Origin of the sequence: Actinomadura sp. RB99, assembly GCF_014706005.1 — a bacterium.
Taxonomy (GTDB): domain Bacteria; phylum Actinomycetota; class Actinomycetes; order Streptosporangiales; family Streptosporangiaceae; genus Spirillospora.
Genome location: NZ_JABMCA010000001.1, coordinates 85,366 through 104,246, shown reverse-complemented (window position 1 = coordinate 104,246; position 18,881 = coordinate 85,366). Strand labels below are relative to the sequence as shown.

Sequence of the window (18,881 nt, the reverse complement as noted above, 5' to 3'; positions counted from 1 at the left end):
TTCAACCCGCTGCCGGGCGCGGGCCCGGACGCGGGGCGCGGTCTTCGGGGTCATAACCTGCGGAGTGCCCGCCGTTCCCGGATTGAGGAGAACCTGCCATGCGCGACGCGGTGATCTGCGAGCCGCTGCGGACCCCGATCGGCCGTTTCGGCGGGGTGTTGAAGACGGTGCAGCCCGTCGACCTGGCGTCCACGGTGATCCGCGCCCTGGTCGAGCGCACCGGCGTGCCCGGCGACGCGGTCGACGAGGTGTTCCTCGGCCAGTGCTACCCGAGCGCCGACGCCCCCGCCATCGGACGCGTCGCCGCCCTCGACGCGGGCCTGCCCATCGAGGTCGGCGGCCTCCAGGTCGACCGGCGCTGCGGGTCGGGCCTCCAGGCCGTCCTGAACGCCGCGATGCAGATCCAGACCGGCGTCAGCGACCTCATCATCGCGGGCGGCACCGAGTCGATGAGCAACGCGCCGTTCTACACGACGTCCGCCCGCTGGGGCCTGCGCGGGCCGTCCCTCGAACTGCACGACACGCTCGCGCGGGGCCGCGCCACGGCGGGCGGCGTCAATTACCCGGTGCCCGGCGGCATGCTGGAGACGGCGGAGAACCTGCGCCGCGAGTACGGCATCGGCCGCGAGGAGCAGGACGAGCTGTCGGTCCGCTCGCACCAGCGCGCCGTGGAGGCGCAGCGGTCCGGGCGCTTCGCGGACGAGATCGTCCCCGTCACCGTCCCGTCCCGCAAGGGCGACACCGTCGTGGACACCGACGAGCACCCGCGCCCCGACACGTCGATGGAGACCCTCGGCAGGCTGCGTCCCGTCCTCGCCAAGAGCGACGACCAGGCCACCGTCACCGCGGGCAACTCCAGCGGCCAGAACGACGCCGCCGCGGCGTGCGTCGTCACGACGCCGGAGCGCGCCGCCGAGCTCGGGCTGCGCCCCCTCGTCCGGCTGGTCTCGTGGGCGCGCGCGGGCGTCCCGCCGCGCACCATGGGCATCGGGCCCGTCCCGTCGACCGCCAAGGCCCTCGCCGCCGCCAGCCTCACCCTCGCCGACATCGACCTGATCGAGCTGAACGAGGCGTTCGCCGCGCAGGTCCTCGCCGTCACCCGCGAGTGGAAGGTCAAGGACGCCGACTGGGACCGCATCAACGTCAACGGCTCCGGCATCTCCCTCGGCCACCCCGTCGGCGCCACCGGCACCCGCATCCTCGCCACCCTCTCCCGCGAGATGCACCGCCGCGAGGCCCGCTACGGTCTCGAGACGATGTGCATCGGCGGCGGCCAGGGCCTCACCGCCGTCTTCGAGCGCGTCTAACCGGGGTCCGCGCCGTCCCGCAGGCCCGGCAGGCCCGCCTCGTACGCGAGCAGCGCGGCCTGGACGCGGTTCTCCAGGCCGAGGCGCGCGAGGATCCGGTTGACGCGGCTCTTCACGTTCGCCTCGCTCAATCCGAGGACCTCGGCGATCCGCGCGTTCGGCAGCCCGCGCGCGACGAGCAGCAGCACCTCGCGCTCGCGCCCGGTGAGCCCGTCCAGGCGTCCCGGCGCCGCCGGTGCGGGCGGCGCCGGGTCCGGGGGCGCCGCCGCGAACGCCGTGACGAGCCGCCGCGTCACGCTCGGCGCCAGCATCGCCTCCCCGGCCGCGACGACCCGGATCGCGTGTTCGAGCTGGTCGATCGGGCTGTTCTTCAACAGGAACCCGCTCGCTCCGGCGCGCAGCGCCGCGTACACGTACTCGTCGAGGTCGAAGGTGGTGAGGACGAGGACGCGCGGCCGCGCGCCGCCCTCCCACGGGCCCGTCATGATCCGCCGGGTCGCCTCGACCCCGGACACGCCCGGCATGCGGACGTCCATGACCACCACGTCCGGCCGCAGCCGGGCCGCCTCGGCGACGGCCTCGGCGCCGTCCGCCGCCTCGCCGACGACGGCCAGCCCGTCCCGCCGGTCGATCACGACCCGCAGCGCCGCCCGCACCATCTCCTGGTCGTCGGCGAGCAGCACCCGGACGGTCATCGGACGCCCTCCACCGGCAGCTCGGCGCGGACCAGCCAGCCGCCTTCCGGGCACGGGCCGGTGCGCAGCGTCCCGTCGAACGCGGCGACGCGCTCGCGCAGGCCGACCAGCCCCCGCCCGGACCCCGGCACGGGCGTGCGGCCGGGGACCGCCGGCCCGTTGCCGACCTCGACGATCAGCGCGGCGCCCGCCGTCTGCAGCGCCACCCGCACGTCGGTCGGCCCGGCGTGCTTGAGGACGTTCGTCAGCGCCTCCTGCACGATCCGGTACGCCGAGACCTGCACGGCCTGCGGCAGCGCGGCCGTCTCGGCGTCCACGTCCGCCCGCACCCGGCAGCCCGCGCCCTCGGCGGCCTCGACCAGGCGGCCGAGGCCGCGCAGCGACGGCTCGGCGCCGCCGTCGTCCCGGCCGGCGTCGAGCAGGCCGAGGATGCGGCGCATCTCGATCAGCGCCGTGTCCGCCGTCTCGGCGATGCGCGCCACCCCGGCGCGGCCGAGCGCGGGGTCGTCCCGGACGACGTCCTCGGTGGAGCGCGCCTGCACGGCGATGGCGCTGACGTGGTGCGCGACGACGTCGTGCAGGTCGCGCGCGATCCGGGCGCGCTCGGCGGCGACGGCCTGCCGCGCGTTGCGCTCGCGCTCGGCGCGCAGCCGCGCGTTGAGGTCGCGGAGCTCGCGGGCGTCGGCGTCGATGCGCCGCCGCGCGTGCCCGAGCAGCCACGCGACGCCGAGGAACACCGCGAACGTGGTCGCGGTGATCGGTTCGAGCGAGTCGGGGCGCGGCGCGGGGGACCGGCCGAGCGCCAGGTCCACCGCGACGGCCCCGGCCAGCGCCCCGGCGGACGCGGCGAGGCTCGCGGCGGCGGGGGCGTACCGGGCCGCCGCGTAGACCCCGAAGATCAGGAAGTACGGCCCGGGCGTCTTGCCCGGAACCGGATCGGCCGCTTCGAACGCGATGAACGCGACGGTCATCGCCGCCAGCACCGCCAGAGGCCGGCGGCGCCGCCACAGCAGCGGGACGGTCTGCACCCCCCACAGCGCCAGTGCCGCCGGGCCGGGCGCGGGGTCGCGGGCGGCCAGCGTCACGACGTCGAACACGGTGAGGCCGCCGCCGAGCACCGCGTCGAACAGCCACGGCCTGCCCGCCGTCCAGGTGCGGGCGCCCCGCAGCACGGACGTGACGGCGACGGTCTCCACAGCAGGCGAGGCTAGTCAACGGCTCCCTTCCCGGACATCGCCCGGAAGGCGCGCATCCAAAGTTGCGCGAGCGCGGAGAATTCGGCCGCGCGGGCGACGTCCCGCATATGCGTGCTCACTTAGCGTCCCAACACATGGGCATTCCTCTCCTCGAAAACACAACGTCTCCGGCCGGGGCACACCCCGCCGAGCGCGCGCGCCGACGCCGGTACGCACTGCTCGCGGCCGGGACGGCCGCCATGCTGTTCGCGGTCGGCGGGCGCTGGGACGTCCCGCTCGCCGCGTGGCTCTTCCCCGTCCTGCTGCTGCGCTTCACCCGCACCACCGGCCCGTGGGCGGGCACCGCCTGGACCTGGGCGGCCCACCTCGCAGCCGCCGCGTTCTGGGTCTACGAGTCGGCCATGGGGTCCGGCCCGGTCGTCCTCGCCGGTGCCGCTGCGCTCAGCGCGGTCCAGACCGTGCCGTTCCTCCTCGACCGCCTGCTGGCCCCAAGGCTCGGCCGCTGGACGGGCATGCTCGTCTTCCCCGCCGCCATCGCCGCGACCGAGTTCCTCATCACGCTGCTGTCGCCGTTCGGGACCGCCTACGGCTCCCTCGCGGTCACCCAGCACGGCGATCTGCCGCTGCTCCAGGTCACCTCCGTCACCGGCGGCTACGGCATCGGCCTCCTCATCGCCTGGTCCGCCGCCGCCGTCAACGGGTTCTGGCAGGAGCCGTCGCGCCCGGCGATCCGTCCCGCCGCCGCCTGCGCGGCCGTGCTCGCGGCGGTCGCCCTCGCAGGCGGCGCGCGGCTCGCGCTGCTCCCTCACGACGGAAGGACCGTGCGGATCGCCGGGGTGAGCCCGGCCCGGACCGTGGTCGCCGCCGAGCACGCCGCGCTCGCCCGGATCCCCGGGGGACGGCAGGGGATCGCCGCCGCGCCGCCCGCCGCCGTCGACCCCGCCACCACCGCCGCGCAGGACGACCTGCTCGCCGCGACCCGCCGCGAGGCCGCCGCCGGAGCGAAGATCGTCGTCTGGCCCGAGAACGCGGTCCCCGTGCAGGCCGCCCGCGAACCGGCGGTCATCGCCGCCGCCCGCGCCGAGGCCCGCCGCTCCCGCGTCTACCTCGACATCGGCATCGCCGTCTACGACCCCGCCTTCGGACGCGACGAGACCATCCTCCTCGGCCCCGACGGCGCCGTGCTGTGGACGTACCAGAAGGCCCACCCCATCCCCGGCTCCGAGACCTACAAGCCGGGGGACGGCCGCGTCCCCGTCGTCTCCACCCCGTACGGCAGGATCGCCAACGTCATCTGCTACGACGCCGACTTCCCGGCGATGATGCGCGTCCGCGCCGACATCATGCTCGTCCCGGCCCACGACTGGCGCGAGTACGGGCGCCCCCACACCGACAAGGCGGGCCTGCGCGCCGTCGAGGGCGGCTACGCGCTGGTGCGCCAGGACGCCGAAGGGCTCTCCGCCGCGTTCGACGCCCGCGGCCGCGTCCTCGCCACCGCCGACTCCTTCGGCTCCGGCCGGCAGACGCTCGTCGCCGACGTCCCCGTCCGCGGCGCCACCACGCCCTACGACCGGATCGGCGACCTGTTCGCCTGGCTCTGCGTCGCCGCGGTCCCCCTCCTCGCGGCCCTCGCCGCCGCCAGAAGCCGCCGCGCGTGACGTCCGCTCTGATCGTCGGCGGGTTAGCGTGGCGTATGGGCAACGACGCGGACGCCACCGTGCAAGAGCAGATCGCCTACTACCGAGCCCGCGCGGGCGAGTACGACCGGGTCTATGACGAGCGCGACGACCTGCGCGCCCTCACCTCGATCGTCGACGACCTGCCGATCACCGGGGACGTCCTGGAACTCGCCTGCGGCACCGGCCAGTGGACGGGCCGCCTCGCCGCCCGCGCCCGCTCGGTGACGGCCGTCGACGCCTCCCCGGAGGCCCTGGACATCGCCCGGGAACGCGTGGCGCCCGAGACCGTCGAGTTCGTGTGCGCCGACCTGTTCGCATGGCGCCCGACCCGCCGCTACGACACCGTCTTCTTCGCCTTCTGGCTCTCCCACGTGCCGCCGGACCGCCTGCCCGGCTTCTGGCGGACCGTCGCCGACGCCCTCGCCCCGGGCGGCACCGCGGTGTTCGTCGACAACGGGCCGGGGGAGGCGGCGGCCGAGGACGTGCTCGCCGAGCAGGCCGTGCCCTCGGTGCGCCGCCGCCTCGACGACGGCAGCGAGTACCGCGTCGTCAAGGTCTTCCACGACCCGCAGCGGCTCGCCCGCGACCTCGCGTCCTGGGGCTGGACGGCGACCATCCGCCCAGCCGGCACCGCCTTCCTCACCGGAACCGCCACCCGCGCCGCGGGCTGACCCTCCGGGACGTCAGCCCGCCGACGCCTCGATCGCCCGCTTCATCTCCACCGCGCCGCGCTCCATGCGCACGCGGATCTCGCCGGCGAGCGCATGCGGCAGCACATCGGTCGTCCAGACCAACCGCGCCCCGGAACCCTCCGAACGGACCTCGAACGACGCGTGGTGACGCTCGACCGCCGGCCGCGCCCCTTCCACGACGGCGTACGCCAGGCGCCGGGCGCCGTCATCGACCGCGATGATCAGCTCCTGGATCACGTGCCCGTCGGGAAAGGTCAGGAACCGCCGGTCGCCGTCGATCCGCGTCCCGGCGACCCGTCCCGGCAGCAGCCGCTCGTGGACGGCCCCGACATCGCGCAGCACGTCCCAGACGTGCTCAGGCGGCGCCTCAATGACGACCTCGTACCGCACAGACGCCATACGCCACCTCCGATGAAGATCATCGAGCGTAGTCGCCGCCCCGGCGCCCGGCCACCCGGCGGTGGGCGGCCGGGCACGCGGTCAGAACATCGCCCGGTGCCGCCCCCGGTACCGAGGCCGCCGCTGCTCCATCGCGAACGCCGTCACGGACGCCGCCAGCACCGCCACGACGCACATGGCGGACGCCCACACCGCGATCACTGCGCCACCCCCGGCGCGCCGTCGAGCAGGTCCCGGATCGCCATCACCGCGTCCACCACGCGTTCCGCCTCGGCGATCGGATGCCGCCATGACGTGAAGAACCACGCCCGCCCGCCGTCCTCCTCCCGCGCCCGGACGCTGATCACATCGGACGGATGCGCCCCGCAGCACCCCGCCACCGCCGGGTTGACGACGCGCAGCCCGTCCTCGGTCATGGACGCGTGCAGCTCGTACGCGCGCAGAACCACGCCCAGCGCCTCAAGCCGCGCTCTACTCTCAGGGGTCATGGGTCGATCGCCTCCTAGCGACGGTCGATGCCTAGGCCCCGGCGGAGTGGTGGTGCACCCCGCCGGGGCCGCCTCCCTGAATGGTAGGCACACGTGGGCACCTGTGGACACCCGTAGGACCAAAGCATGCCCACGGGGTCCGTAACGTGCCCATATGGGATTCCCCTTGGACTCGCTGAAGCCGATGTACCTGTCGGTTGCGGATGAGATAGAACGCCGGATCCGGGCTGGAGAAATGCCGCCCCGGACCCGGGTGCCGTCCGCCCGCTCGCTTGCCGCGGAGGCCGGAGTGTCGACGCGGACGAGCGAGGCGGCGCTGCGAGTCCTGCGCGAGCGCGGCCTGACGGTCGCCGTGCACGGCGTCGGCACGTTCGTCGCGCCCGACATACCGCCCGAGTCGGACTAGTCGTGCGACGCTGCGCGTCCAAGAGTCCTGAGTCGCGCTAGCGTCCCCGGGTGAGCATCGATCTCGACGGCATGGAGCCCCTGTATCTGCAGGTGGCGGGTGTTCTCACAGCGCGCATCGTGGACGGCGCCTACCCTGTGGGCCGCCGCATCCCTGCGGTGCGGGCCATCGCGGACGAGTTCAAGGTGTCCGTCAATACCGCGGAGGCGGCGACGAGGGTGCTCCGTGACCGGGGCCTCATCCGGGGTGTTCACGGGCGGGGGACGTTCGTGATCGCGAAGCCGTCGGACGTCGAGGAGAAGGACGGCTGACCGTCCGAGGGCGGCGATGAGTTCTCGGCGCCTTCGGGGTCCCAACTCCAGGAGCTCATACCTGAGAGGCGGGGCCATGACGGGTTCATCCGGGCGGGGCAAGGTGCTGTGGCACCTCACCATGTCGCTGGACGGCTTCATCGCCGGCCCGGGACATGCGATGGACTGGATGTCCGGTCTGTCGTTCACGCCGGGGATCGTCGAGGAGATGGTCGCGACCACCGGCGCCATCCTGGCCGGGCGGCGCGGCTTCGACGCGGGCTACGACGCCGAGGGCGGCGAGAACCGCAGGCCGTACGGCGGGAAGTGGGACGGCCCGATCTTCGTGCTGACCCATCATCCGCAGGACGCCCCGCCCGCCCCCGGCTTCACCTTCCTGGACTGCGATGTCGCGGAGGCCGTCGAGACGGGCCTCGACGCGGCGGGCGGCAAGAACCTGGAGGTGTTCGGCGCCGACGTCGCGCGGCAGTGCGTCGAGCGCGGGCTGATCGACGAGTTCTCCGTGCACCTCGCGCCGGTGATGCTCGGCGACGGCGTCCGGCTCTTCGACGCGCCGGGCGTCGGCCCCGTCCGGTGGGAGCTGATGCGGGACGGGAACGCCCCCGAGGTCGTCGACCTGCGCTACCGCCCGCGGCGCTAGCGGGCCGGGCGGTCGAGGACGAGGTCGGCGGCGCGGGCGAGGACCTCGGCGCGGGTGCGGCCCTCGTGGCCGGCGGCGAGGAAGTGGTGCCCGATCGCGACGCAGAAGGCGATCAGGCTGCGGGCCTCGACCTCGTCGGGGTCGTCGCAGAACGTGCCGATCGTCTCGCGGAGCAGGGCCATGCGCCGGTCGTCGACCCGCCGCAGGCGCTCGGCGACCGCCGCGTCCCGGCGGGCCCAGTCGCGGACGGCGAGGTCGAGCGGGAGCAGCCGGTCGGAGGAGAAGGTGAGCGTGCCCGCGCGCACGGCCCGGGTCCGCGCGTCGCCGCCCTCGCTCTCGACGCGGTCGATGACGTCGTCGGTGCTCTCGCGCTCCCAGGCGTCCAGCATCGCCTCCAGGAGGGCGCCGCGGTCGGCGAAGTACCCGTAGAAGCCGCCCTTGGTGACGCCGAGCCGCTTGGCGAGCCCCTCGATCCGGACGGCGTCGGGCCCGCCCTCGGCCAGCATCCGCAGGCCCTCCTCGACCCACCGGCCGCGCGGCGTGCGGGTCGCGCCCGCCATGTGCCCCACCTCACTTCCGTCCCCATCTATACGCATCCGTATAACCGGGGTTAGCCTGGGTGTTGTACGCAACCGTATACCTGGCGGAGGCGGTGGCCATGCGGCTTCCCGACAGCGCGCACACCGACCGGCCGTGGCGGATCCACGAGATCGCGCGGGACTTCGAGCTGGAGGACGTGTGGTCCGTCCGCGCTCCCGGCGCCGGGCCCGACGACTTCCCAGTGATGCTGGAGGCGATCCGGTCGTCCGGCGGCCTCGCCCGGCAGGCCCCTCCGGTGAAGCTCTTGTTCGCGGTCCGCTGGGGGCTCGGCGCGCTGCTCGGCTGGGACCGGCCGAGGACCGGCCTCGGGTCCCGGGTCCGGCCGCTGCGCGACCGCCTGCCGAGCGACCTGCGCGACACCGTGGACGACTCCGCGCCGGTCGGCTCCCCGTTCACCCCCGTCTACCGGCTCCCGGACGAGGACGTCCGCGAGATCGCGAACGGCACCGTCCACGGCCTCATGCACCTGGGGTGGGCTCCGGCGGCGGACGGCGGCTACGAGCTGCGCATGGCGGTGCTGGTCCGGCCGAACGGCCTGGTCGGGCGCCTCTACATGGCCGTCATCACGCCGTTCCGGTATTTGATCGTCTACCCGATGCTGACCCGCCAGTGGGAGCGGGCCTGGCGCGAGCGCGGCGCCCGCGCCGCGACCGGGTCCTGATCAGCGGCGCCGGACCCGCCGGACGAGGTCGGCGGCGGCCTCGGGCCACCGCGGATGGTCGAAGGTGAAACCCCCGTCGAGCAGGCGGCCCGGGACGACGCGGCGGCTCTTGAGCAGCAGCTCGGTGTCCGAGCGGAGGGCGAGCGCGCCGATCTCGGCCATCCACGCCGTGGCGGGCAGTCCCACCGGCATGCCCCAGGCCTTGCGGAGCGCGCGCATGAACGCGCGCTGCGGCAGGGGACCGGGCGAGGCGAGGTTCACCGGCCCGTCGAGGTCGTCCCGGCCGATCAGGAACTCGACCGCGCGGACGAAGTCGTCCTCGTGGATCCAGGACACGTACTGCGCGCCGCCCGCGACCGGCCCGCCGAGGCCGAGCCGCGCCATCCGCAGCAGCACGTCGAAGACGCCGCCGCGATCGGGACTCATCACCATCGCGGTGCGCAGCGCGACCTTGCGGGTGGACGGGGTGTCGGCCTCCGCCTGCGCCCGCTCCCACTCCTCGGCGATCCTGACGCTGTACGACCAGTAGCGCGGCACGCCGGGCTCGCCGCCGCCGATGACGCCGGTCGCCTCGTCGTTGGGCGCGTCGAAGCGGTGGGCGTAGACGGTGGCGGTGCTCATCTGGAGCCAGACCCGGGGAGGCCGCGCGGCGGCGGCGACGGCCTCGCCCACGACCCGCGCCGACTCGACCCGGGAGTCCATCATCTCCCGCAGGTTGGCCGGGGTGTAGCGGCAGCTCACGCTGCGCCCGGCGAGGTTGATCACGGCGTCGGCGCCGTCGATCGCCGCCGCCCACGGGCCGAGGGTCCGGCCGTCCCAGGGCAGCTCGCGCTCGCGCGCCGGCCGCCTCGTCAGGATCACGACCTCGTGGCCCGCGGCGGTGAGCGCGCGGTCCAGGACCGTGCCCACCTGCCCGGTGCCGCCGGGGATCACCAGCTTCATCGCGTCCACCTCCCGGTGTCCCCGGAAGCGTAACGCAGATTTTTGAACGTGTTTAAAAACGAGACGGCCGTCACGGTGCCGCCGGCGGGTCGGCCCGTGGCCGTGCCGGTGACGGGAGTTCCGGATCAGGCCGGGTGCAGGGTGGCGCCGCTCCGCTGGACGGCGTCGGCGAGCACGGCCTCCGCGGTGCGCCGCCCGGACACCAGGGCGCCCTGGATGGAGCCGGTGTCGCGGTGGTCCCCGCAGACGTACCGCCCGGCGCCCAGCCGCACCGGGCGGCGCATCCGCAGCGGCGGCGGCATCGCGGGCAGCGCGGCCTCGATCGGGTACTCGGCCACGAGCCGCCAGCCGGACGTGCCGCCGTAGATCTCGCCGAGCCGGTCCAGCACGCGCGCCTCGTCCGCCCCGGTACCGAGCACGGACGTCGAGACGAGCGCGCGGCCGCCGGACGAGTACTCCGGAGCCGCGTCGGTGAGGACCAGCGTGTCGGTGACGACGCCGTCGGCGTCGACGATCTGGACCGGCTCGCCCAGCGGCGAGGCCGGGGCCGAATGGTAGAAGGTCGTGACGGCGCGCATCGCCGGCGCCTCGATCTCGGGCAGCAGCGCGGCCGCCCGGCGCGGGTCGGTGGCGACGACCACGGCGCTCGCCCGCACGGTGCCGCCGTCCTCGGTCCGCACGCCGCCGTCGACGATCTCCCGGACGGGGGTGTTCAGGGAGATCGTCCCGGCCGGCAGCCGCGCGGCGAGCTGCTCGGGGATGCGCCCCATGCCGAGCGCCGGGACGGCGATGGTGCCGCGCGCGAACGACCGCCAGACCAGGTGGAAGAACCGGCTGGAGGTCTCCAGCTCGCGCTCCAGCAGGACGCCCGCCAGGAAGGGGCGCATCAGCCCGTCGATCATCACGTCCGACATGCCCCGGACGCGGAGCTCGTCGCGGGTGCGGCGGTCCGGGCCGTCGCGCAGCCAGGAGCCGGACGCGGCGAGGTCGCGGGCGGTCATCGCCGCCAGCGCCGCCTTGTCTGCGGGCGTCCCGACGGCGGCGAACACGCCGCTCAACGCGTGCTCCGGGTGCCGCCAGGGCAGCATCACGCGCTCCCGGCGCCCCTCGTGGAAGACCAGCAGCCCCGACGCGAACGGCCGCAGGTCGAGGGCCCGCAGATCGAGCAGGCGCCTCGCCTCCGGATAGGCGGTGTTGAACACCTGGAACCCGCGGTCGAGGCGGAAGCCGTCCACGAGGTCGGTGCGGACCCTGCCGCCGACCCCGTCCGACGCCTCCAGCACCCGGACGGGCACCCCGCGCTCGTGCAGCCGCACCGCGCAGGCCAGCCCGGCCAGCCCCGCTCCGACAACGACGACGTCCTCGGCCATCATGCGCCCCCCTCGGCCGGCCGGCGCCGGCCCCTCTGGTCGCTCGCCCGGTCGTCATGCCCGCCGATGCCCTGGTCATCCACGGTCACCGGCGGGTCCGGCCGGGAGCACGCCGTGGGGTACCGCCGCGGCTAGGGCGTCCAGGACGGGTCGCGGCCGGTGAGGGCGATCAGCCGGTCGAGGGGAGAGGCGCCGTCCGGGACGGGGACGGGCGCCTCGAACAGCCCCGGCGCGCCCTTGCCGCCGCTCTGCTCGACGGCCTGCCCGACGAACACGAGGCACTCCTCCACCTCGTCGTCGCCGCACACGTAGGGCTGCCCGCTGGCCGCCGCGATGTCCCAGCCGTGGATGACGAGTTCGTTCAGCGCGACGCGTCCCATGACCTCGGCGGGCATCCGCACGCCGCCCGCCTCCGTCGTGCCCTCCCACGCGGACGGTTCGCGCCAGGCGGCGGCGAGCGCGGCGAGCCGCTCGGGCACGCGGGCACGCCAGTCGGGCGTCAGGTTGGCGCCGTCCGGGGACGGCGGCTGCGACCCGCCCTCGGGGACGTCCTTGGCGGCGGCCTGCGCGAACGCCAGCGACAGCCCGTCGACGTGGTCGATGAGGGTCGCGAGCGAGGTGTCCGCGCACGGCGTCGGCGCGCCGAGCCGGTCGTCGCGCACGGCGGCGAGCAGGTCCGCCAGCCGGCGGGCGGCGGGCGCGAGGTCGGGGTTCTGGGGCATCGGCCGGTCTCTCCTCCGTCGGTGCGGCCCGTCCGCCGCGTACCGCTGGGCGGGAACGCGCTGGACGGGCCCTCGTCCTGTCCTTTTGACTCGGGAAGCGGCCGATACTCATCGGCGCGCCGGATCCGTAAGGTATGGGACGACGGAACGGCGAGTTCGCGGCCCACCGGTGCGCGGACCGGTCGAGAGGCGTGCTGACCTGCGCGTGTGACCACATAAGCTACTACCGAGTAGTATTCGGGCCCCGGATGAGATGCAGTCTGTCGCGAGCCCTACGCTGACTGCCATCGCCCGTACCCCAGGAGGACGGAACAGTGTTCTGGATCACGTTGGTCATTGGGCTCGCCGGAACGGCGGTCGCTTTGGCGCTCGCCGGCCGGCGGGTGCTGTTCCTGTACAACACGGCCATGGCCGGGCAGCCCGACCCCGAGCGCGTGCTGCAGGTCAAGCGTGACAAGAAGGCCGACATCGAGGGCCAGGTCACCGAGGTCCTGGGACAGCGCAAACTGCTGAAGTGGACGCTGGCCGGCTCCGCGCACGCCGCGGTCATGTGGGCGTTCTTCCTCCTGGCCACCGTCTACCTGGAAGCGGCCGTCGCACTGCTCGCCGGCCTGGACAAGAAGATCCCGTGGCTCCAGACGTGGGGCCCGATCGGGTTCGTCCAGGACACCATCGCGCTGGCCTGTACCGCGGGCCTGATCGTCTTCACCTCGATCCGCATCAAGAACTCGCCCAAGCGGCTGGAGCGCAAGTCCCGGTTCAAGGGCTCGCACCTGTCCGGCGCCTGGATCACGCTGTTCATGATCTTCAACGTGATCTGGACGATGTTCTTCTACCGGGGCGTCGAGTGGGCCAACGGCAACCTCGACTACGGCAAGGGCGCCTACTTCTCCTACCTGGTCGGGCACCTGTTCGACGGCCTGAGCCACCACACGCTGGACGTCCTGGAGTCCATCGGCCTGCTGCTGCACATCGGCGTCGCGCTGGTGTTCCTGGTGTTCGTGGTGCACTCCAAGCACCTGCACATCTTCCTCGCCCCGCTGAACGTGATGTTCAAGCGCCGCCCCGACGGGCTCGGCGCCGCGCAGCCCATGATGTCCGGCGGCAAGCCGCTGGACTTCGAGGAGGCCGACCCCGACGAGGACGTCTTCGGCCGCGGCAAGATCGAGGACTTCACCTGGAAGGGCTTCCTCGACATGGCGACCTGCACCGAGTGCGGTCGCTGCCAGTCCCAGTGCCCCGCGTGGAACACCGGCAAGCCGCTCTCGCCGAAGATGCTGGTCCTGGAGCTGCGCGACCACGCGCTGGCCAAGGCCCCCTACTTCACCGCCTCCGAGGAGGCGCAGGCCAAGTTCACCGACGAGCAGAAGCTCGCCATGCAGGTCGACAAGGAGCTCGTCGGCGAGGACGGCGTCATCCACCCCGACGTCCTCTGGTCCTGCACCAACTGCGGCGCCTGCGTCGAGCAGTGCCCGGTCGACATCGAGCACATCGACCACATCCTGGACATGCGCCGCTTCCAGGTCATGATCGAGTCCTCGTTCCCGTCCGAGGCCGGCGTCATGCTGAAGAACCTCGAGAACAAGGGCAACCCGTGGGGCATGTCCGAGATGAAGCGCCTCGAGTGGATCGAGGAGCTGGACTTCGAGGTCGAGGTCGTCGACGACAAGGTCGCCGAGGACACCGAGTACCTGTTCTGGGTCGGCTGCGCCGGCGCCCTGGAGGACCGGGCCAAGAAGACCACCAAGGCCGTCGCCGAGCTGCTGCACATCGCGGGCGTCAAGTTCGCCGTGCTCGGCCCGATGGAGGCGTGCACCGGTGACCCGGCCCGCCGCCTGGGCATGGAGTTCGTCTTCCAGATGCTCGGCCAGCAGAACGTCGAGACGCTCAACGACGCGGGCGTGAAGAAGATCGTCGCGACCTGCCCGCACTGCTTCAACACCCTGGCCAACGAGTACCCGCAGATCGGCGGGAACTACGAGGTCGTCCACCACACCCAGCTGCTGGCGCACCTGGTCGAGGAGGGCAGGCTCACCCCGGTCACCCCGATCGAGGAGAAGATCACCTACCACGACCCGTGCTTCCTGGGCCGCCACAACAAGGTCTACAAGCAGCCCCGCGACATCATGGCCACCGTCCCCGGCGTCAAGACGCAGGAGATGCACCGGCACAAGGACCGCGGGTTCTGCTGCGGCGCCGGCGGCGCCCGGATGTGGATGGAAGAGCGGATCGGCAAGCGCATCAACACCGAGCGCGTGGACGAGGCGCTGACCACCGACCCGGACACCGTCTCCACCGCGTGCCCGTTCTGCCTGGTCATGCTGGGCGACGCCATCAACGAGAAGAAGAACTCCGGCGACGCCAAGGAGAGCCTGGAGGTCGTCGACGTCTCCCAGCTGCTCATCCGCTCCATCAAGGGCGAGGGAACCGCCCAGGAGAAGGAGCCCGTGGCCGCCGAGTAACCGGCACCCGCGTCGCGGCCCCGGTCCCCGCTCGGCGGGGGCCGGGGCCTTCGCCGTGTCAAGGGTTCTGTAGCCGATCATCGACGCGGCGGGAGGAGTGATCGCCGGGACGGCTGGTAAGACCAGGGGATGGCCGTGCTCGTGTCCGCCCTGGCATTCCTCATGACGCTCGCCGGCGGGCTCGCGGCGATGCGGGTGCGGGACAAGCGGCACCTCGTCCTCGGCCTCGCCGGCGGCCTGATGCTCGGCGTCGTCGCGTTCGACCTGATCCCCGAGTCGCTGGAGCTGTCGCGGAACCGGCCGTTCGGCGTCCCCGCCCCGATGATCGGCTTCGCCGTCGGGTTCCTGCTGCTGCACGTGGTCGAGCAGTCCGTCGCGATCCACCGCGCCCACGAGGGCGAGTACGCCCCGCACGTCCACGCGCACGGCCGCGCGCACGGCCACGGCCACCGCGACGGCGCGGGCGGCGCCGGGCTGCTCGCCGCGTGCGCGCTCGTCGGGCACAGCCTGGTGGACGGCCTCAGCATCGGGCTCGGCTTCCAGTCCGGCACGCAGACCGGCGCGTTCGTCGCGCTCGCCGTCATCACCCACGACTTCGCGGACGGCTTCAACACCTTCACCGCGGCCTCGCTCGGCGGCCGGGACCGCCGTCCCGCACTCGCGCTGCTGGTAGCGGACGCCGTCGCGCCCGTCGCCGGGGCCGCGCTCACCCTGATCGGGACGGTCCCGGAGGGCGTCCTCGGGCCCTACCTCGGGCTGTTCGCCGGCGTCCTGCTGTACCTGTCCGCCGCAGAGATCCTGCCGGAGGCGCACAGCGGCCACCCGCGCGTGATGACGCTGTGCGCCACCGGCCTCGGCCTGGTCGTGGTCGTCTTCAGCGTCGGCCTGGCGGGCTGACCGGGGCCGCGCGGGACGCGGCGCCCTTCAGAACGTCCTGAAAGGGTCCAGAACGTCCCGGAAAAGGCAGAGGGCCGTCCGGTATCTCCGGACGGCCCCCTGACGCCTTCAGGAACGCTGGAACGTTCCCTCCGGGACGGGACGACGCATCAGCCCGTCATGGACTGCTCGAAGCCCGGGTTCGCCTTCAGCCACGCGTCCACCGCCTGGTCCGGCTTGCCCTTGTACTGGTTCGCGATGAGGTCCTCCAGCGAGCCCAGCTGCTTGTCGTCCATCTTGAACTTCTTCAGCCAGGCGGCCACCTGCGGCTGGTCCTTGCCGAAGTCCTTGCGCGCGACGGTGTTCACGCCGTCCGGCTTGCCCATCGCGCCCTTCGGGTCCTGAAGGTCCCGGATCGGGAACTTCGAGTACGCCCAGTGCGGGCGCCACAGCGTGACGACGATGTCCTTGTGGGCGCTGACCGCCTTCTGCAGCTCGGCCAGCATCGCCGCCGTCGACGACGTCGTGACCGTGTACTCCTTGTCCAGGCCGTAGGCGGGCAGCATCTTCGTCTGCGACACCCGGTACAGCCCGGAGCTCTTCTCGATCCCGATGATCTTGCCGCCGTACTGCGAGCCCTTGCCCTTGAGGTCCGCCAGCGAGTGCAGCGGCGAGTAGTCCGGCACGGCGATCGTCAGCGGCGCCGACGGGTACCAGACGCCGATCTTCTCCAGCTTGTCGCCGTACTGCTTCCAGTAGTCCTCGTGGGTGTTCGGCAGCCACGAGTCGACGTAGAGGTCCACGTCCCCCTGCGCCATGCCCGCGTACAGGGGGCCGGTGTCGAGCTCCTTGACCGTGACCTTGTAGCCCTTGTCGGTCAGCATCTTCTTCCAGAGGGCGGTGGCGGCCTCGCCCTCCGCCCAGCCGGACACGACGCCGAGCGTCAGATCCTTGCTGTTCTTCTTGTCGTCCGAACTGTTGCAGGCGCTCGCCGTCGCGCCGAGCGCCAGCGCCATCGCCGCCGCGGCCAGAACCTTGAACTTGGGACGCAATGCCCTTCCTTTCGTCGCCTTGCAGGGGGTGGAAAGATCGTGTGCGCGGGGGGCGCCCCGCGCGGTCGCCCATGGTGGTCAGCCCATGGATGTCGGCCGAGGGGCTCAGCCGAGGGGGCCGACCGCCCTGCGCGCCCAGAACGTGCGGAGCCCGCTCGGGCGCTCGCCGCCCAGCGCGCCGGTGAGACGGTCCAGGTAGATGGCCAGGACGACCACACCGAGGCCGCCCTCGAAGCCCTTGGAGATGTCCAGCCGCTGGATGCCCTCCAGCACCACGCCGCCCAGGCCGTCCGAGCCGACCATGCCCGCGATGACCACCATCGACAGCGACAGCATGATCAGCTGGTTGACGCCCGCCATGATCGACGGCATGGCGAGGGGGATCTGGATCCGGGTCAGCACCCGCATCGGCGGCGTACCGAACGCCTCGCCCGCCTCGACCATCTCCGGGTCCACGCCGCGGATGCCGAGCTCCGTCAGCCGCACCCCCGGCGGCAGCGAGAAGATCACCGTCGCCACCACGCCCGGCACGACGCCGATGTGGAAGAAGAAGATCGTCGGGATCAGGTAGACGAACGCCGGCATCGTCTGCATGAAGTCCAGGACCGGGCGGACGATCCGGCTCACCACGGCGCTGCGGCCCGCCGCGATGCCGATCGGTATCGAGATCACCACCCCGATCACCGCGGCCACCAGCACCTGCGCCAGCGTGTCCATGGCCGGGTCCCACAGCTCCATGCTGTCGATCAGCCCGAAGCCCAGCAGCGTGAAGACGCTGAGCTTCCAGCCGCTCAGCACCACCGCGATCACCGCCAGCACCACCGCCAGCCCGACCGGCGGCAGCAGGTTCAGCAGGTCGGTCAGGTTGTCGACCGCCCACGTGATGGCCGAGCCGATCCCGTCGAACAGCCAGCCCAGATTGGTGGTGCACCAGTCGACCAGGTCGGAGAACCAGTCGCCGACGTGCACCCGGGGCACCTCGCTCGCGAGCACGTCAGTCGTCAACGGAACCCTCCTTCGTCAGCGCGAGAGCCGGCTCCGCGCCGTCCGCGGCGTCCTCGCCGGACGACTCGACGACCTCGTCCACATGCGTGCTGATCGCGCCGAGCGCCGCCAGCAGCGTCACCCGCGGGATCACCCCGAGCAGCGTCCCGGCCTCGTCCGCCACCGGCACCGGCAGGTCGCTCTCCGCGCACCGCTGGAACAGGTCGGCGACCGGGGTGTCCGGTGCCACCGGGTCCAGGTCCTCCGGGTCGATCAGGCCGTCCAGCTTCTGGACGTTCTCCTGCACCGCGTCCGCGACCGCCGCGGCCTTCACCTTGCCGATCAGCCGCCGGTCCCGGCCGACGACGAACGCCGCGTCGGTCTGGTGCTCGCGCATCGTCCGCAGGGCCGTCCGCGGCCCCGTCGACGACAGCACCGTGACCAGCGGCTTCTCCATCACCGACGACGCCGTCAGCACCCGGGTCCGGTCCACGTCCGCGACGAACTGGGCGACGTAGTCGTTCGCCGGGTCCGTCAGGATCTCCTCGGCGGTCCCGATCTGCACGATCCGGCCCTCCCGCATCACCGCGATGCGGTCGCCGATGCGCATGGCCTCGTTCAGGTCGTGCGTGATGAACACGATCGTCTTGCCGAACCGCCCTTGCAGGTCCAGCAGCAGGTCCTGCACCTCGCGGCGGATCAGCGGGTCCAGCGCGCTGAACGCCTCGTCCATCAGGATGATGTCGGTGCCCGCCGCCAGCGCGCGGGCCAGCCCGACCCGCTGCTGCATGCCGCCGGACAGCTGGCCGGGGAGCTTGTCCTCCCAGCCCGCGAGCCCGACGAGCCCCAGGAACTCCCGGGCCTTGCTCTCTCGTTCCTCCTTGGCGACGCCGCGGACCTCCAGCCCGTACGCGGCGTTGGCCAGGACGGACCGGTGGGGGAAGAGCGCGAAGTGCTGGAAGACCATGGAGATCTTGTTCTGCCGGAGCGTTCGCAGCGCCTTCGGCGACAGCTTCGCGATATCCTGGCCATCGATCTCGACGGTCCCGGAGGTGGCCTCCAGCAAGCCGTTCAACATCCGGATCAACGTGGACTTACCGGAGCCCGACAGGCCCATCACCACGAAGATCTCGCCCTGCTCGACCTCGAACGTGGCGTCCACGACGGCGGGGGTGACGCCCAGTGCGCGGACGTCCTTCAGGTCCGCGCCCGCCTTGAGTTTTCGTTGCGCCTCGGCCGCCTTCCGGCCGAACAGCTTCGTGACGCTTTCCGCGCGGAGTATGGACACGATCTCCTTCCGTGTTCCCACACCCGGGGGCGGCGCGGAAACGGGTAGCCCTCATCCGTCAGGCACCCGTCGACCCACCTCAGGCAAAAGAGGCTGTCAACCAGGTGCCAA

Annotated in this window: 19 protein-coding genes and 1 pseudogene; 9 read left to right on the top strand and 11 right to left on the bottom strand. The window is 72.9% G+C overall.

The window, feature by feature from the left end:
* The first annotated feature begins 98 nt into the window (after nt 1-98).
* A complete protein-coding gene (locus tag amrb99_RS00580; protein WP_190850673.1) occupies nt 99-1,307 on the top strand; it encodes an acetyl-CoA C-acetyltransferase in 1,209 nt (402 codons plus the stop codon).
* Here the strand turns inward: amrb99_RS00580 and amrb99_RS00575 are convergent.
* Together amrb99_RS00575 and amrb99_RS00570 are read right to left on the bottom strand one after the other, a co-directional pair.
* A complete protein-coding gene (locus amrb99_RS00575) occupies nt 1,304-2,002 on the bottom strand; it encodes a response regulator transcription factor (protein ID WP_190850670.1) in 699 nt (232 codons plus the stop codon). The genes amrb99_RS00580 and amrb99_RS00575 overlap by 4 nt on opposite strands.
* Entirely contained in the window at nt 1,999-3,198 is a 1,200-nt protein-coding gene (locus amrb99_RS00570) for a histidine kinase (protein WP_190850667.1), read from the bottom strand. Before amrb99_RS00570 ends, amrb99_RS00575 begins: the two co-directional genes overlap by 4 nt.
* A gap of 134 nt (nt 3,199-3,332) precedes the next feature.
* Here amrb99_RS00570 and amrb99_RS00565 point away from each other — a divergent pair, with 134 nt between their 5' ends.
* Together amrb99_RS00565 and amrb99_RS00560 are read left to right on the top strand one after the other, a co-directional pair.
* Nucleotides 3,333-4,856: a nitrilase-related carbon-nitrogen hydrolase gene (locus amrb99_RS00565; RefSeq protein WP_190850663.1), complete on the top strand. Its 1,524-nt coding sequence runs from the start codon at nt 3,333-3,335 to the stop codon at nt 4,854-4,856.
* Nucleotides 4,857-4,891: 35 nt separating this feature from the next.
* Complete coding sequence (locus tag amrb99_RS00560) at nt 4,892-5,548, top strand: class I SAM-dependent methyltransferase (protein WP_190850661.1); 657 nt, start codon at nt 4,892-4,894, stop codon at nt 5,546-5,548.
* A 12-nt stretch (nt 5,549-5,560) separates the two neighbouring features.
* Here amrb99_RS00560 and amrb99_RS00555 read toward each other — a convergent pair whose 3' ends face one another.
* Together amrb99_RS00555 and amrb99_RS00550 are read right to left on the bottom strand one after the other, a co-directional pair.
* Nucleotides 5,561-5,968: an SRPBCC family protein gene (locus tag amrb99_RS00555; protein WP_190850659.1), complete on the bottom strand. Its 408-nt coding sequence runs from the start codon at nt 5,966-5,968 to the stop codon at nt 5,561-5,563.
* Between the two features lie 197 nt (nt 5,969-6,165).
* Complete coding sequence (locus tag amrb99_RS00550) at nt 6,166-6,456, bottom strand: hypothetical protein (protein WP_190850656.1); 291 nt, start codon at nt 6,454-6,456, stop codon at nt 6,166-6,168.
* A 154-nt stretch (nt 6,457-6,610) separates the two neighbouring features.
* Here amrb99_RS00550 and amrb99_RS00545 point away from each other — a divergent pair, with 154 nt between their 5' ends.
* The 3 genes from amrb99_RS00545 to amrb99_RS00535 all read left to right on the top strand — a co-directional run bounded on the left by amrb99_RS00545 (nt 6,611) and on the right by amrb99_RS00535 (nt 7,813).
* The gene (locus amrb99_RS00545; RefSeq protein ID WP_173097275.1) at nt 6,611-6,862 is read left to right on the top strand and encodes a GntR family transcriptional regulator; all 252 of its coding nucleotides are present in this window, start codon (nt 6,611-6,613) and stop codon (nt 6,860-6,862) included.
* Nucleotides 6,863-6,912: 50 nt separating this feature from the next.
* Nucleotides 6,913-7,173 carry a GntR family transcriptional regulator gene (locus amrb99_RS00540; protein ID WP_190850653.1) on the top strand — a complete coding sequence of 87 codons (261 nt, stop codon included), beginning with the start codon at nt 6,913-6,915 and terminating at the stop codon, nt 7,171-7,173.
* A gap of 76 nt (nt 7,174-7,249) precedes the next feature.
* Nucleotides 7,250-7,813 (top strand): dihydrofolate reductase family protein, encoded by a 564-nt coding sequence (locus tag amrb99_RS00535; RefSeq protein WP_190850650.1) that lies wholly within the window; start codon nt 7,250-7,252, stop codon nt 7,811-7,813.
* On the opposite strand, the gene amrb99_RS00530 is transcribed toward amrb99_RS00535, so the two are convergent.
* Nucleotides 7,810-8,373, bottom strand: a complete 564-nt coding sequence (locus tag amrb99_RS00530; protein WP_190850648.1) for a TetR/AcrR family transcriptional regulator — start codon at nt 8,371-8,373, stop codon at nt 7,810-7,812. The genes amrb99_RS00535 and amrb99_RS00530 overlap by 4 nt on opposite strands.
* A 62-nt stretch (nt 8,374-8,435) precedes the next feature.
* On the opposite strand from amrb99_RS00530, the gene amrb99_RS00525 reads away from it, so the two are divergent.
* On the top strand, nt 8,436-9,074 hold the full coding sequence (locus amrb99_RS00525) for a DUF2867 domain-containing protein (RefSeq protein ID WP_241755105.1): 639 nt from the start codon (nt 8,436-8,438) through the stop codon (nt 9,072-9,074).
* Here the strand turns inward: amrb99_RS00525 and amrb99_RS00520 are convergent, their stop codons facing one another.
* The 3 genes from amrb99_RS00520 to amrb99_RS00510 all read right to left on the bottom strand — a co-directional run bounded on the left by amrb99_RS00520 (nt 9,075) and on the right by amrb99_RS00510 (nt 12,108).
* Nucleotides 9,075-10,016 (bottom strand): TIGR01777 family oxidoreductase, encoded by a 942-nt coding sequence (locus amrb99_RS00520; RefSeq protein ID WP_190850645.1) that lies wholly within the window; start codon nt 10,014-10,016, stop codon nt 9,075-9,077. It abuts the gene before it with no gap.
* Nucleotides 10,017-10,141: 125 nt separating this feature from the next.
* Nucleotides 10,142-11,389 carry an NAD(P)/FAD-dependent oxidoreductase gene (locus amrb99_RS00515; protein WP_241755104.1) on the bottom strand — a complete coding sequence of 416 codons (1,248 nt, stop codon included), beginning with the start codon at nt 11,387-11,389 and terminating at the stop codon, nt 10,142-10,144.
* A 128-nt stretch (nt 11,390-11,517) separates the two neighbouring features.
* Nucleotides 11,518-12,108, bottom strand: coding sequence for a TIGR03086 family metal-binding protein (locus amrb99_RS00510; protein WP_190850643.1), 591 nt, complete (start codon nt 12,106-12,108; stop codon nt 11,518-11,520).
* A gap of 314 nt (nt 12,109-12,422) precedes the next feature.
* On the opposite strand from amrb99_RS00510, the gene amrb99_RS00505 reads away from it, so the two are divergent.
* Both amrb99_RS00505 and amrb99_RS00500 read left to right on the top strand, forming a co-directional pair.
* Entirely contained in the window at nt 12,423-14,570 is a 2,148-nt protein-coding gene (locus amrb99_RS00505; protein WP_190850641.1) for a heterodisulfide reductase-related iron-sulfur binding cluster, read from the top strand.
* 129 nt (nt 14,571-14,699) lie between these two features.
* Nucleotides 14,700-15,467, top strand: a complete 768-nt coding sequence (locus tag amrb99_RS00500) for a ZIP family metal transporter (protein WP_190850639.1) — start codon at nt 14,700-14,702, stop codon at nt 15,465-15,467.
* Nucleotides 15,468-15,616: 149 nt separating this feature from the next.
* Here amrb99_RS00500 and amrb99_RS00495 read toward each other — a convergent pair whose 3' ends face one another.
* From amrb99_RS00495 to amrb99_RS00485, 3 genes and pseudogenes are all read right to left on the bottom strand, one after another.
* Nucleotides 15,617-16,498, bottom strand: a complete 882-nt coding sequence (locus tag amrb99_RS00495) for a glycine betaine ABC transporter substrate-binding protein (protein WP_241755103.1) — start codon at nt 16,496-16,498, stop codon at nt 15,617-15,619.
* Nucleotides 16,499-16,603: 105 nt separating this feature from the next.
* A pseudogene (locus amrb99_RS00490) lies at nt 16,604-17,317 on the bottom strand (ABC transporter permease subunit); the annotation flags it as partial.
* A gap of 175 nt (nt 17,318-17,492) precedes the next feature.
* Nucleotides 17,493-18,770 (bottom strand): betaine/proline/choline family ABC transporter ATP-binding protein, encoded by a 1,278-nt coding sequence (locus amrb99_RS00485; protein ID WP_190850635.1) that lies wholly within the window; start codon nt 18,768-18,770, stop codon nt 17,493-17,495.
* Nucleotides 18,771-18,881: the final 111 nt, after the last annotated feature.

Excerpts from the sequence above, each read along its gene's own strand:
- amrb99_RS00555 (WP_190850659.1), bottom strand. The coding sequence starts at position 5,968 with ATGGCGTCTGTGCGGTACGAGGTCGTCATTGAGGCGCCGCCTGAGCAC.
- amrb99_RS00535 (WP_190850650.1), top strand. The coding sequence starts at position 7,250 with ATGACGGGTTCATCCGGGCGGGGCAAGGTGCTGTGGCACCTCACCATG.
- amrb99_RS00530 (WP_190850648.1), bottom strand. The coding sequence starts at position 8,373 with ATGGCGGGCGCGACCCGCACGCCGCGCGGCCGGTGGGTCGAGGAGGGC.
- amrb99_RS00575 (WP_190850670.1), bottom strand. The coding sequence starts at position 2,002 with ATGACCGTCCGGGTGCTGCTCGCCGACGACCAGGAGATGGTGCGGGCG.
- amrb99_RS00550 (WP_190850656.1), bottom strand. The coding sequence starts at position 6,456 with ATGACCCCTGAGAGTAGAGCGCGGCTTGAGGCGCTGGGCGTGGTTCTG.
- amrb99_RS00565 (WP_190850663.1), top strand. The coding sequence starts at position 3,333 with ATGGGCATTCCTCTCCTCGAAAACACAACGTCTCCGGCCGGGGCACAC.
- amrb99_RS00500 (WP_190850639.1), top strand. The coding sequence starts at position 14,700 with ATGGCCGTGCTCGTGTCCGCCCTGGCATTCCTCATGACGCTCGCCGGC.
- amrb99_RS00515 (WP_241755104.1), bottom strand. The coding sequence starts at position 11,389 with ATGATGGCCGAGGACGTCGTCGTTGTCGGAGCGGGGCTGGCCGGGCTG.
- amrb99_RS00510 (WP_190850643.1), bottom strand. The coding sequence starts at position 12,108 with ATGCCCCAGAACCCCGACCTCGCGCCCGCCGCCCGCCGGCTGGCGGAC.
- amrb99_RS00545 (WP_173097275.1), top strand. The coding sequence starts at position 6,611 with ATGGGATTCCCCTTGGACTCGCTGAAGCCGATGTACCTGTCGGTTGCG.
- amrb99_RS00520 (WP_190850645.1), bottom strand. The coding sequence starts at position 10,016 with ATGAAGCTGGTGATCCCCGGCGGCACCGGGCAGGTGGGCACGGTCCTG.
- amrb99_RS00580 (WP_190850673.1), top strand. The coding sequence starts at position 99 with ATGCGCGACGCGGTGATCTGCGAGCCGCTGCGGACCCCGATCGGCCGT.
- amrb99_RS00560 (WP_190850661.1), top strand. The coding sequence starts at position 4,892 with ATGGGCAACGACGCGGACGCCACCGTGCAAGAGCAGATCGCCTACTAC.